Raw genomic sequence first — 12,793 nt, 5'->3', positions numbered from 1 at the left:
CTTTCATATCCCTTTCGGCAGTAGCTGAAAGGGATTTTTCTATTTTATTTCAACTCTACCCAAATATGTCAGGCCTTAAAAAAATTGTCTTTTTCGCTTCATTAATAACCCTCACTACGCTGCTATCTATTTTCTGCAAAACAGAAACCAAATCAGCTGCAGAACAGGTTAAAGCAGACTTTGATCAGCAGCTTATTGAATTTCAAAGCATTGTTGATCAAAAATTATTTAAGGCCGTTCAAAACCGTAACGAAAAGGCAATTAAAGAATCCTTTTTACTGGCAAGAGCAAAATACAAGCAACTGGAATATTATATCGAATATTTTTTCCCTTCAACGGCTGTTATGCTTAATGGCGCACCAATTGATGAAATTGAATTGGGCGAAAACCTGATCGAGAACCCAACAGGCTTTCAGGTAATGGAAGAAATAATTTATGAAGAGCCAACGAAGGAAAACCGTCTGGAGTTATTAAACGAGGTAAAAAAAATGCAGCTCAACCTGCAGCGTGTTAGCCGTTTTAATGAGCAATACCAGCTTACCGATGCCCAACTATTTGATGCTATCCGTTTGGAAATTTTCAGGATTACCAGTTTGGGCATTACCGGCTTTGATACACCAGCTGCTTTACAGGCAATCCCCGAAACGGCCTCTGCATTAACAGGAATTGAAGATGTACTATCGAAATACGACGGAACATCAGCAAATAAAACAATCGCATCAGCCCTTGCTTATCTGGCCAGGAACCCGGACTTTAACGCTTTTGACCGGCTAACGTTTATAACCGTTTATCTTGATCCAATCAGTAAACACATCAACCTGCTTCGCCGGAAAAAAAACATACCAACTGCTGCAAGTGGCTCTGCATTGCGCGATGAATCGGTGAGCATGTTTGAGCCAAATGCGTTTAACGTAAATAAATTTGTAGGCAACAGCACGCTATTTATTAGTGACGCTAAAATTGCATTGGGCAAAACCCTGTTTAACGACCCGGTACTTTCTAATGGAGGCAACCGCAGCTGTGCCAGCTGTCACCACCAATCGCTCGCTTTTACAGATGGTTTAACCAAAGCGGCTGCAATATCGAAAGGTGAAATCTTATTGAGGAATACCCCAACATTAACCTATGCCGGTTTGCAACGCGGGTTCTTTTACGATTTAAAAGCAGGCACGCTCGAAGATCAGGCACTTGATGTGGTTCACCACAAACAGGAAATGAATGGATCGCTTGCACAGGCATCAGCACGGATTAATGCTTCGAAAAATTACTTAACCTTATTTGAAAAGGCCTACCAGGATAAAACCCGTAAGGCCGATCCCTGGAAAATCCAGCAAGCCCTAGCTTCCTATATCCGGTCCTTATCGCCTTTTAACTCAAAGTTTGATCGTTATATGCGGGGCGATAAAAAACAACTTAACGAGAAAGAAAAGAAGGGATTTAACCTTTTTATGGGAAAAGCTAAGTGTGGCAGTTGCCATTTTGTGCCACTTTTTAATGGTACTCCAGCTCCCCTGTTTATTAAAAGTGAAGCAGAGGTTTTAGGTGTACCTGCAAGCACCGATACCATAAAACCAAAATTAGATCAGGATCTGGGGCGTTACGCCCTATACGCTTACCCACAATATAAGCATGCTTTTAAAACTTCTACTTTAAGGAATATTACCAAAACGGCACCTTACATGCACAATGGGGTGTACAAAACACTGGAGCAGGTTATGGATTTCTATAATCGTGGTGGAGGAGCGGGAATGGGAATTGAGGTGAGCAACCAAACTTTATCTGCTGATAAACTGAATTTAAATAAAACAGAGATTAAACAGATTATTGCCTTTTTAGGTACGTTGGAGGATTTGCCTTAATTTTTCTTGCCACGGATGCACAGAAGCCACTCAGGATTAATGATTTGAACTTTTACCCTAATTCAGCGTGCTTTGCGCTTAACCCTTTGCGTCCTCTGCGGTTAAAAGTCAGCAATTAACCTACAATAAATCCTTCAACACCACCCAAACATTTTCGGCTAAAATCTTATCTCCTTCTGCAGTTGGATGAATACCATCAGCCTGGTTTAATTTCGGTATGCCCCCTACCTTATCCAGCAAAAACGGGATCAGTTTCATATCATTTTTTCGTGCCAGCTCCGGAAATATGTTTTTAAAGTCGGCTGCATATTTAGCCCCCATATTAGGTGGAACCTGCATACCTGCCAGCACCAGTTTGGCATCCGGATATTTAGCCTTTACCCGGTCTATAATATCCTGCAGGTTTTTGATGGTTTGCGCAACAGGCAAGCCTCTTAAACCATCGTTAGCACCCAACTCGAGTACAAAGATACGCACAGGCTGTTTCAGCAACCAATCTATCCTTCCCTTACCGCCGGCAGATGTTTCGCCACTTAAGCCGCCATTAATAACCTTGTAAGGCAATTTTAACAAGTCGATTTTATTCTGAATCAAGGCAGGAAAAGCTTCCGAAGGATCGAGTCCCATACCAGCTGTTAAACTCGTTCCGAAAAAGAGTATATTCTGTTCCTTCTGTACTACCGCTGCCGTTTTTTGGTCAGCCGAATCTAAAGTTTTAACCTTATCGCTTTTGCTTTGCCCGTTACCACAGCCCAGCAGCGCAATTCCTAAAACAAATAAGCCTATAATGCGTTTTCGTAACATATTTAACCAGTGTATATCTAATTATAAAATATTATCTTAACAGGCAACATCCTGTTATCTTTGGCAACAATCTATCCGCAAACCTTAAAAAATCAGCTATTGGAAAGCATATTGAACATCCGAAATGTAAGCAAAATTTATCAAAGTGCCGGACGCGAATTAACCGTTCTCGATCAGATTAATTTTTCGATCTCTGCAGGCTCAACAGTAGCCATAACCGGTCCATCAGGAAGCGGTAAAACTACCTTGCTGGGTTTGTGCGCAGGCCTCGACAGGGCTAGTGGTGGCACCGTAGAACTTAACGGCGTAGCCCTCGAAAAATTAAACGAAGATGAGCGCGCTGCTGTAAGGAATCAATATGTAGGCTTTATTTTTCAGAATTTTCAGTTATTGCCAACCCTAACTGCTTTAGAAAATGTAATGGTTCCGCTGGAATTAAGGGGAGCAAAAAACATTAAAGCACATGCTTTAGAACTGCTGGATAAAGTTGGACTCGCCGATCGTGCGCACCATTATCCCGTTCAATTATCGGGTGGAGAACAGCAGCGGGTTTCGCTCGCCAGGGCCTTCTCCAATCAACCTGCCATTCTTTTTGCCGATGAGCCTACCGGAAACCTCGATGCCGAAACCAGCGAGAAAGTAATTAAGCTGCTTTTCGATTTAAATAAAGATGCCGGAACTACCCTAATTATTGTAACCCACGATCTTGAACTTGCAGCCCGCACCTCTAGAACTATCAAAATTAAAGGTGGTTTAATCCTTTCAGATGAAAACCCGACTTATGCATAGCACCATTCCGAAACAACGCATTAAACTTTCGTGGTTACTTAAAATGGCCTGGCGCGACAGCCGGAAAAACCGTTCGCGCTTGTTGCTTTTTATTTCGGCTATCGTTTTGGGCATCGCTGCACTGGTAGCCGTTTATTCTTTTAAAGATAACCTGCAAAAAGATATCGATGCACAGGCAAAAGAACTAACAGGAGCAGATCTTGTATTGGATAGCCGGAAAGGTGTAAGCAATGTGATGAACAACATGCTCGATACATTAGGCGACGAGCGAGCGCAGGAAAAAACCTTCGCCTCGATGATTTATTTCCAGAAAGGTGGCGGCAGCCGTTTGGTGCAAATGAAAGCACTGAAAGGAAAGTATCCTTACTATGGCGCTATTGAAACCATTCCTGTGGCAGCAGCAAAAAGCTTTCAATTAGACAGAAATGCGCTGGTTGATAAAACCCTTATGCTGCAGTTCGATGCAAAGGTTGGCGACTCGGTAAAAGTTGGTGACCTAAGCTTTAAGATATTGGGCACACTAACCAAGGCACCCGGCCAAACCGGAATTTCGGCAAGCATTGCCCCAACCGTTTACATTCCGCTACAATACCTCGAAAAAACCAATCTGATTAAAACAGGAAGCCGGATTAACCATAAGTTTTACTTTAAATTTAACGACCCGTCGAAAATTGATGAATGGGTAAAAAAAACAGATAGTAAACTCGAGAAAGAAGGTTTCGATGCCGAAACTGTCGAATCCAGAAAAGAACAGACCGGCAGATCGTTCAAAGATGTTAGCCGTTTTCTGGCTTTATCGGGCTTTATAGCCTTATTACTGGGTTGCATAGGTGTAGGTAGTGCCATACAGGTATATATTCAGGAAAAACTGGCCACCATTGCCACCTTACGCTGTTTGGGTTTAAAAGCGCGACATGCATTTTTAATTTACCTGATCCAGGTCTTTTTTATCGGCTTAATTGCAGCTGTTATTGGTGCGCTGTTAGGCACAGCTATACAGTTTTTGCTTCCCTGGGTGTTGAAAGATTTTCTACCCATCGAAATCACCATGCAGGTTTCGTGGCCCGCAGTTGGTCAGGGGATTTTACTCGGGCTCATCATATCCGTTCTCTTTGCCCTGCCATCGCTTTTAGCGGTGCGCAAAATTTCGCCACTAAATGCCATACGGGTTTCTTTCGAAAGAGGCCGGGGTAGGAAAGATCCCTTGTTGTGGCTGGTATATCTGCTTATGGCCGCTTTTATTGCGGGTTTTACACATTTACAGATGAAAACCGGGGTACAAACGCTGTTTTTTACCCTCAGCATTGCCATCGCCTTTATTTTACTCCTTATCCTGTCTAAACTGCTTATGTTTATGGTTAGGAAACTTTTGCCTGGCACTGCTGGTTATCTGTGGCGGCAGGGATTTGCCAATCTGTACAGGCCTAACAACCAAACGTTAATGTTAACGGTATCTATTGGCCTCTCAACCACCTTTATCTGTACCCTCTTTTTTGTGCAAGGTATTTTAATGAACCGGGTTAGCCTCTCATCAGGTAACAATCAGCCCAACATGGTAATGTTTGATATCCAGAATACGCAAAAGGAAGGATTAGACAGCCTAACCAAAGCTTTTAAACTGCCTTTAATGAATCAGGTACCCGTAATTACCATGCGTATTGAGGAGATTAACGGCAAAAAATCGACTGCTGATACCAACAACCGCAGGGCATACCGTAACGAAATCAGAGCCACTTACCAGGATACCCTTACCGCAGCTGAAAAGATTACTGCCGGTAAATGGACTGGCCATGTAAAAGCCAGCGAAATGGTTTACATTTCACTCGATCAGCGTTATGCCCAGCAGATTAAGGTGGGTTTAAACGATAAAATACTTTTTAACGTACAGGGCATGATGATCCCTACAGTAGTGGGCAGCTTAAGGGAGGTAAACTGGAGTAGGATGCAAACCAATTTCAGGGTTGTTTTTCCGGCAGGGGTTTTAGAAGAGGCGCCGCAGTTTCATGTATTGATGACCAGGGTTCCCTCGAGCGAGGTTTCGGCACGTTTCCAGGGAGAGGTAGTGCGGCAATTCCCAAATGTTTCGGTAATCGATTTAGACCTGGTGTTAAAATTACTGGATGAGCTTTTGGGCAAAATCGGTTTCGTAATTCAGTTTATGGCAGGTTTTAGCATGGTAACCGGATGGATTGTGTTAATTTCTTCGGTGTTAACGAGTAAAAACCAAAGGATAAAAGAGAGTATTTTACTTCGTACCATGGGGGCCAGCAGTAAGCAGATCATCCGGATTAATGCAATTGAATATTTCTTTTTAGGCACCTTTGCAGCAGGCGCAGGATTAATTCTGGCACTTGGCGGAAGCTGGGCGCTGGCTAAATTTAGTTTTGATGCGACCTTTACACCACCATTTTTTTCTACCCTGCTATTGTTTGGTTCAATTGTATTGCTGGTGGTGATTACTGGAGTTTTAAGTACAAGAAGTATCCTCAAGCAACCACCTTTAAAAATTTTAAGAACGGAGGGCTAATGGGGGAAAGCGCTAAGCGGGTGGCGCTGGTTTAGTCGCAATATTCAACCACAGAGCCCACAAAGGAAGGCACGAAGAACATAGAGACAAATAACAGAACATTTTCCGTGGATTCCGTGCATCCGTGGCTAAAACCATAGAATTTTGATACTTTTACCTTTATGATCAGATTAAACAGCGATACCCCAACTGATGTGCTTCAGGATGTAAAGATTGGCAGCATGGTAACCGATACTTTCAGCAAAACAGGCCTGGTAGAAAGCATAGAAATTAAAGATGATGGTTTGTACCGCATTTACGAATTTACACTGGTTACCGGTAGAACCATTACGGTTAAAAAATAGCGGTCATGCTTTTCACAGACACCTATTAATCTAGGTAGAGCTGTCAATAAAACTAATCATCCTCCTTAAACTCCTAACCAAATGTCATTATTCATCTTACTTCTTGGTATCCTCCTGTTGTTTGTTTTGATTTTGAAAAAGATCAACCCGATGATTGCCCTGCTGGCTGTAGCCATTATTACTGGTTTGCTTTTGGGTATGCCGGCAGCCAAAGTAATGAGCGCCATAAGCAACGGCATTGGCAGTACACTGGGCAGCATGGTAATGGTTTTGGCACTTGGTGCCATGATGGGTAAACTGATTGAAGATAGTGGTTCTGCCAAAAAGATTGTATTCATTCTCATTAAGGCTTTTGGTCAAAAAAACATCCAATGGGCAGTGCTTTTAACTGGTTTATTGGTTGGCATTCCGCTTTTTTATAATGCCGGATTTGTGGTTTTAATCCCCCTGGTTTTTGCTATCTCTTCGGCAACAGGTCTGTCCAAACTATACATTGGGCTACCTATGGCTACAGCGCTTTCGGTAACACACGGCTTTTTACCACCGCACCCGGGCCCGGTAGCTTTGGCTGGTATATTTCATGCCGACATTGGAAAAACACTGATTTATGGATTAATTTTAAGTTTGCCCATTGCAGTTATTGCAGGGGTATATTTACCAAGGCTGCTCTTAAAACGAAGCACAAACGTTATACAAGATGGCTTTGTAATTAATGAGGACGACAACCTGCCTTCGGCTTCTAAAAGTTTTATTACGGCACTGTTACCAGTATTTTTAATTGTTGCGGGTACACTGGGTAGTAGCCTTAAGATGGATTACCCCGGTAAAGCCATCTTTGTATTTCTCGCCGATCCGACTGCCGCACTGCTCCTATCGGTAGTGCTTACCTTAATGCTGCAAAAAGCGTCGATTGCTAAAGCGATGGAATCTTGTACCGAAGGGGTAAAAAGCATTGCCATGATTGTGCTAATTATTGCGGCAGGTGGCGCCTTCAAACAGATTTTGATTGATAGCGGCATGGGCGAAACGGTAAAACAGCTTACCGGTGGTTTAAACCTATCTCCTTTGCTGTTAGCCTGGCTCATTACGGCATCGCTCAGGGTAACTTTGGGTTCGGCCACAGTTGCAGCATTAACTGCATCAGGCATGGTTTTACCCTTAATTGGCCCGGGTACCCCACCCGAGCTGATGGTCTTATCAGTTGGTGCCGGAAGTCTGATGTTCTCGCACGTTAACGATACGGGTTTCTGGATGTTTAAAGAATATTTTAACCTCACGCTAAAAGAAACCTTCAGCACCTGGACGGTGATGGAAAGTTTGGTATCTGTATTGGGTTTGGTTGGCGTGCTTGTATTGAACCAGATTGTGTAAGCTATTTGATCCTCACTTCGAATGGAGTGCAACGTAACTGAGCAATCTACCAGCACTATAAATTTTCCAGATAGCTACTTGCAGGTATTCCGTTGCACTCCGGTTAGGATTGCCCTACTAATTCTTTACCCGGTTCTTCTCTGCATCTGCCCCCGATGATTCGTGATTAGATGGTGTGCTAAAAGCCTTACCAAAGCGGTAGCTATAACTTAAAACCATTCTTCTCGAATCCTGTCGATTTACCCAGTTAGCCTCGGTAGCGGCCAGGTTGTTAATTATCCCATTAAATATGCGGTTTCTAAAAATATCACCAGCTGTTAATTTCAATGTACTTTTTGGACTCAATTTTTTCTGTACTGCTGCGCCAAACTCGTGTACTGATCCCAATAAAAACTGTACGTTAGAAAACTTGCTCTGGTATTGTCCGTTTAACTCGGCGCTCCAGCTTGGGCTGATTTTAAACTGTAGATTTGGATAAGCCCTGAAAAAAGTACCGTTGGTTACCAAATAACCAGTATAGAAATCTGTCTTCGAAATCATTCTGCCCACCTCCGTATAAGCATTCAGTTTAAGCCATTTGGTTAAATCAATTTCTGCATTAACAGAAAGATTAGCGACCCTGGTTTTACCCACATTGGCCGGACGGCTATAGTAGGTACCATTTAAAATTTCAATGGTTTCATTTACCTCATCGCGCACCCAGCTGTAACTTAAGGTGGTGGTTATTTTGCTTTTAAAGGTATGCGATAGTTCTAAGCTCTGTGTAAACGAAGGTTTTAGAAAAGGATTACCCACATAATAGGTAAACTTATCCAGCGGTGAAAAGAAAGGGTTCAGATCCTGATAATAAGGACGGTCAATGCGGCGACCGTAGTTTAAGCCCAGCTGGTTATTACCTGCTGTATCGAGCTTGTACGAAAGATAAAATGTTGGGAACAGGCTATTGTAAGTACGTTTAAAACTCGAATCGGGCTTAATTAGGTTACCAAGCTGGTGCCCGTTCGAAACTGTATTTTCGTAGCGTAGCCCTATCTGTAACGAAAATCTTTTCCCTTCCCTGCTCATGTTCAGGTAAGCTGCGTTGATATTTTCGCGGTATAAAAAGTGATTGCTCTTTTCGTAATCGGGAGCAGTTTTTCCGTTCGAGGTATTGAAATAACCTGCGGTATTATCTGTTTTGGTATAGGCCGACTTGGCTCCTGCATCCAGCTTCCATTTATTGGCCAGCGGGTGGCTATAATCTATTTTAGCGGTATAAATATCGATATTCGAAGGTAAATCGCCCGTTAAAACATCCTGATACTTCAAAGCCATATTGGGCAGATAACTGAAATTGTAATAAGTTTGATCAGTTTGGTTGTGATAAAGGAGGTAATCTGCATCGAAAGTTAGTTCCCTGCCTGTCTTGTTAAATTTATGCCTGTAATTTAAATTAACCCCGGCATTCTGGTACTTAATCTGATCGATATTTTCAGCACGGATGACCGAATCAAGTTGCATAGCTGCATTGGATAGGTTACTTGTATTGTTGTTTACCTGTTTCGAAATCCGGTTCATCCCTGTAAACACCACGCCCCAGGTTGTTTTTTCAGTAGCATAAAAATCAAGGCCTGTTTTCAGGTTAAAGGTGTGGCCCTGCCTGCGGAAATATGAATTCTGGTTAAAGTAGGATTTGGCACTACCATCGTCATTTTTATATTTTCGGTTCAAATCCAGATCGGTAAAACTGTTGTTGAGGTTGTAACTCAGTGTTCCGAAAACGTTCAGCTTATCCTTACGGTAATTAAAATTAAAGCTATCGTTCGAACGGCTCATTTGCCCCTGGTTCAGACTCAGGTTAATCCCACCATTAAAACCTGCCGTTTTGGTTTTCTTGGTTTTGATGTTAATTACCCCTCCGTTTCCGGCCGCATCATATTTGGCCGGCGGATTGGTCATCAGTTCAATCTGATCTAGTGATGAAGAGGGCAAAGAGCGCAGGTAGTTTTCCAGGTCGCCCCCGAAAGGTAGGTAGGTTTATCATCGATAAAAATGGCCACCCCATTTTTTCCCTTAAGCGAGATGGCTCCATTCTGATCGACACTTACACCAGGTGATTTGCTTAACACATCCAGTGCTGTGGTGCCTGCATTCGAAATCAGTGCATCAACATTCACTACCATACGGTCTATTTTCCGCTCAACAAAAGCTTTTTGACCAGCAACCGTTACCTCTTTAAGGTTATTGATACCGGTAGCCATTTTAATATCGGCTAATGCGATACTGGTATGTGCTGCATCCACCAGCAAAGTGTCGCTTTGGTAAATGGATGCTCCTACCACTGATACTTTAAGCAGATACCTGCCGTAAGCGAGCTTATCGAAACCAAAACGTCCGTCAGCTTCGGTAAAGCTGGTTTTCAACAAAACCGCATCTTTTAGCAGGGCCACGGTAGCAAATTCGATGTTTTTGCCTTCGGCATCCAATACCCGGCCATAAATTTTGGATGATGGCGTTTGAGCTTGAGCAAAAGTAAAGGCAATATTCATCCACATGGCCAACAGGGCCACAATTATTGTTTTCATGAAGGGGTTAGATTAGCGCTTTTTAGAAATTGGTTTTGTGGTTCTCTACCATGAAATTATACATCAGCGAGTGTCCTTCATTTTTTAAGAACTTTTGCTTGTATTTTTTCTGTACATCGGCACTTTGCTTAACACCGTTTACAATCAGCTCATCTTTATTAAGCTTATACGAGAGTTTGTTTGTGCTGCTGATAATACCATCTTTGATCATCTGCTGATTAATTTCGCTGGTATAATCGTGGCCATCGCCATTGGTTACCGTTTTAGAAGTAACCGTCCGTTCAACACCTGTTCTGGTTGTAGTACTGCCATAAGCCGGTGGAGTTGGCGGAGTTGGAGGTGTAGCCGGCGTTGCAGGCGTAGGAGGAGTTGGTGGCATAGGTGGTATGGTATATGAGCTTACAGGTCTTGGCGCTCTGGCTGGTCGTGGTACTCTGGCTGGTCGTGGCGGGCGCGGCGGGCGTGGCATATCATAACCTCTTCCGTCAGCATGCTCTTTTGCCCATTTAGCGTCTTCCTTAGCCCATTTTGCATCTTCTTTTGCCCATTCAGCATCATGCTTAGCCAGTTCTTTATCGGCTTTAGCGCGTTTTATATCCTCTGCTGCCATTCTTCTATCTTCTCTTGCACGTTTCTGATCTTCTATCCGGGCTTTAATATCCTGTTCCTTTTCAATTGAGGCCCTGTTTTTTTCTTGTAACGACTTTTCGGTACGATCCATTTTAGCCGCAATTTCGCGCTCCATTTGCTCAGCAGATTTGCCTTGTTTTGCTTCTTCACCGCTGCGTTTCGTTCCCTTAGCAGCTACACGCTTTTTGGTCGAATCCTGTACTACCTGAATAGCGCTTGATATTTTATTTCCGGTAACTGTTTTTGCATAGCCAACACTTTTAAATGCAGCAGTGCAAACCACTACCGAAACCAGTGCGATGGTTAATATTGTCTTTTCCATTTTGTTTAAAGTTGAATTGGTGTTAAATAACATCCTGCTTGCCCTTTGCAGCAGACTACCTTGCTTACCCGTAACCGCCATGGCATAAGCAGGTGCACGCTGCTTAAACTCCTGACAGACTACAAGGGCCTGAACGTAGTTTTTACGATCGTTTACACAAGCGATGGCCAAATCATCGCAACAGTGCTCGCGTTCTGTTTTTATTAATTGCGATACCCAAAGTACCGCCGGGTTGAAGAAGAAAACGATTTCGATAAAGCTCTGCAGCAGGTTTACCAGATAATCTTTGCGTTTAATGTGTGCAAGCTCGTGTGCGAGAATGGCCTCTACTTCGGCAGTTGACAAACCATTAAGCAAGCCCAGCGGAATTAATACCAAAGGTTTAAAATGCCCCACAACCATAGGCATTTGCGCAATACCCGATTGCATCAGGCTAATTGGTTGGCTTACCCCCAGCTTCTCACCGAGTTCGGCCAGTTTTACATCCCATTTTTTGCCCGCAGCATAAATTGCATGGTTACGCAAGTGGTAAACATTATTTAAACCCACAATAAGCTGGATACTTTTACCACAGATGATCAAAAACCAGATCAAAACAATCTGTACGGTATAGGCATTCCATAACGAAAGGGCCTGGTTCATACCAGCACTCATTTTCTCCTGCACACTGGTAATAGCTTGCCCATCAGCAGGAGAAAGATTAACTACCTTTTGGTTATTGCTAAACAATTGTGCAGCAATAACCGGTTTTTGAAGTTCTGTATAAAAAGTAAAAGCAATGGCAACAACAAACAGGCTTAAACAAACGGTTAGCAGGTTGTAGCGTAAAGCAGCACTTGCCTTACGGGTGGTAAACATTACCAAACCTGCCAGCAAGGCCAAAATTACACCCAGCCAAAGCGAGTGAAACAGTGTTGCGCCTAAAGCATGCAGCCAGTTCTCGGGTAAAAGGTTAACCAGTTTAAATTCCATAATGGTGTTTTTTAGCATTTATTAATTATTCCATGCTATCCAATAGCCGCTTAATCTCTTCGATTTCTTTTTTAGATGTCTTTTCATTCCCTAAAAGCTGCATCATCAGTTGCGATGCCGATCCTTTGTACAGGGTATTTACAAAACGATCTAACAATTGTACTTTGGTTTTTTCTTCTGCCTCAACCGGAATATAAATGTGCTTCATTTGGCTTTCGTCACGCTTTAAAATTCCTTTCTCTGTTAAAATCTGCATCTGTTTAAGGGTTGAAGTATAATTCACTTCCCGTTGCGTATTTAACTGATCGTTCACGAACCGAACTGTAGAAGGACCAAATTCCCACAAAACCTGCAATATTTCTAATTCAGCTTTGGTAGGTTCGGGTAGATTATTTTCAGTTTGATTCACTTTCATATCCTAAAGGTACGATACTTTTCGTACGATACAAATATTAGCTTAATTATTTTTATAAAACCCATGCCGTAAACAACATAAACACCTCATTATCAGCAATAAAAAATTTACGACAATAAAAATATTTCAGCTCCCCTTTTAATTCATAGCGAGAAATGAGATTAAAAAGACAACAAACATCTGATGTTTAAAATAA

At 42.6% G+C, this 12,793-nt stretch carries 10 protein-coding genes; 5 read left to right on the top strand and 5 right to left on the bottom strand.

All coding sequences use genetic code 11. The annotated features are described in order from the left end of the window. The first annotated feature begins 65 nt into the window (after window positions 1–65). Window positions 66–1,859 carry a cytochrome-c peroxidase gene (locus tag G7074_RS14390; protein WP_166209034.1) on the top strand — a complete coding sequence of 598 codons (1,794 nt, stop codon included), beginning with the start codon at window positions 66–68 and terminating at the stop codon, window positions 1,857–1,859. A gap of 120 nt (window positions 1,860–1,979) precedes the next feature. On the opposite strand, the gene G7074_RS14385 is transcribed toward G7074_RS14390, so the two are convergent. Further along, window positions 1,980–2,663: an arylesterase gene (locus G7074_RS14385; RefSeq protein WP_124558413.1), complete on the bottom strand. Its 684-nt coding sequence runs from the start codon at window positions 2,661–2,663 to the stop codon at window positions 1,980–1,982. A gap of 99 nt (window positions 2,664–2,762) precedes the next feature. Here G7074_RS14385 and G7074_RS14380 point away from each other — a divergent pair, with 99 nt between their 5' ends. From G7074_RS14380 to G7074_RS14365, 4 genes are all read left to right on the top strand, one after another. Beyond that, the gene (locus G7074_RS14380) at window positions 2,763–3,452 is read left to right on the top strand and encodes an ABC transporter ATP-binding protein (protein WP_124558412.1); all 690 of its coding nucleotides are present in this window, start codon (window positions 2,763–2,765) and stop codon (window positions 3,450–3,452) included. After that, the gene (locus G7074_RS14375) at window positions 3,430–5,979 is read left to right on the top strand and encodes an ABC transporter permease (protein ID WP_240916310.1); all 2,550 of its coding nucleotides are present in this window, start codon (window positions 3,430–3,432) and stop codon (window positions 5,977–5,979) included. Before G7074_RS14380 ends, G7074_RS14375 begins: the two co-directional genes overlap by 23 nt. Before the next feature lie 161 nt (window positions 5,980–6,140). Further along, entirely contained in the window at window positions 6,141–6,323 is a 183-nt protein-coding gene (locus tag G7074_RS14370; RefSeq protein WP_124558411.1) for a hypothetical protein, read from the top strand. An 81-nt stretch (window positions 6,324–6,404) separates the two neighbouring features. After that, complete coding sequence (locus G7074_RS14365; protein WP_166209031.1) at window positions 6,405–7,694, top strand: gluconate:H+ symporter; 1,290 nt, start codon at window positions 6,405–6,407, stop codon at window positions 7,692–7,694. A gap of 117 nt (window positions 7,695–7,811) precedes the next feature. Here the strand turns inward: G7074_RS14365 and G7074_RS14360 are convergent, their stop codons facing one another. From G7074_RS14360 to G7074_RS14345, 4 genes are read right to left on the bottom strand one after another with little or no spacing between them, the layout of a single operon-like run. Continuing rightward, complete coding sequence (locus G7074_RS14360; RefSeq protein WP_166209028.1) at window positions 7,812–9,665, bottom strand: outer membrane beta-barrel family protein; 1,854 nt, start codon at window positions 9,663–9,665, stop codon at window positions 7,812–7,814. After that, on the bottom strand, window positions 9,647–10,258 hold the full coding sequence (locus G7074_RS14355) for a carboxypeptidase regulatory-like domain-containing protein (protein WP_166209025.1): 612 nt from the start codon (window positions 10,256–10,258) through the stop codon (window positions 9,647–9,649). Before G7074_RS14355 ends, G7074_RS14360 begins: the two co-directional genes overlap by 19 nt. Window positions 10,259–10,280: 22 nt before the next feature. Beyond that, entirely contained in the window at window positions 10,281–12,182 is a 1,902-nt protein-coding gene (locus G7074_RS14350) for a M56 family metallopeptidase (protein WP_158673981.1), read from the bottom strand. A 25-nt stretch (window positions 12,183–12,207) separates the two neighbouring features. Further along, a complete protein-coding gene (locus G7074_RS14345) occupies window positions 12,208–12,597 on the bottom strand; it encodes a BlaI/MecI/CopY family transcriptional regulator (protein WP_124558407.1) in 390 nt (129 codons plus the stop codon). Between the last annotated feature and the right edge of the window lie 196 nt (window positions 12,598–12,793).

The organism is Pedobacter sp. HDW13 (genome assembly GCF_011303555.1).
In the GTDB taxonomy this organism is placed as follows: Bacteria; Bacteroidota; Bacteroidia; order Sphingobacteriales; family Sphingobacteriaceae; genus Pedobacter.
Note: the sequence above shows the minus strand (reverse complement) of the source record. Positions and strands in the feature narration are given on the sequence as shown.

Excerpts from the sequence above, each read along its gene's own strand:
- G7074_RS14370 (WP_124558411.1), top strand. The coding sequence starts at position 6,141 with ATGATCAGATTAAACAGCGATACCCCAACTGATGTGCTTCAGGATGTA.
- G7074_RS14390 (WP_166209034.1), top strand. The coding sequence starts at position 66 with ATGTCAGGCCTTAAAAAAATTGTCTTTTTCGCTTCATTAATAACCCTC.
- G7074_RS14365 (WP_166209031.1), top strand. The coding sequence starts at position 6,405 with ATGTCATTATTCATCTTACTTCTTGGTATCCTCCTGTTGTTTGTTTTG.
- G7074_RS14345 (WP_124558407.1), bottom strand. The coding sequence starts at position 12,597 with ATGAAAGTGAATCAAACTGAAAATAATCTACCCGAACCTACCAAAGCT.
- G7074_RS14350 (WP_158673981.1), bottom strand. The coding sequence starts at position 12,182 with ATGGAATTTAAACTGGTTAACCTTTTACCCGAGAACTGGCTGCATGCT.
- G7074_RS14355 (WP_166209025.1), bottom strand. The coding sequence starts at position 10,258 with ATGAAAACAATAATTGTGGCCCTGTTGGCCATGTGGATGAATATTGCC.
- G7074_RS14385 (WP_124558413.1), bottom strand. The coding sequence starts at position 2,663 with ATGTTACGAAAACGCATTATAGGCTTATTTGTTTTAGGAATTGCGCTG.
- G7074_RS14375 (WP_240916310.1), top strand. The coding sequence starts at position 3,430 with ATGAAAACCCGACTTATGCATAGCACCATTCCGAAACAACGCATTAAA.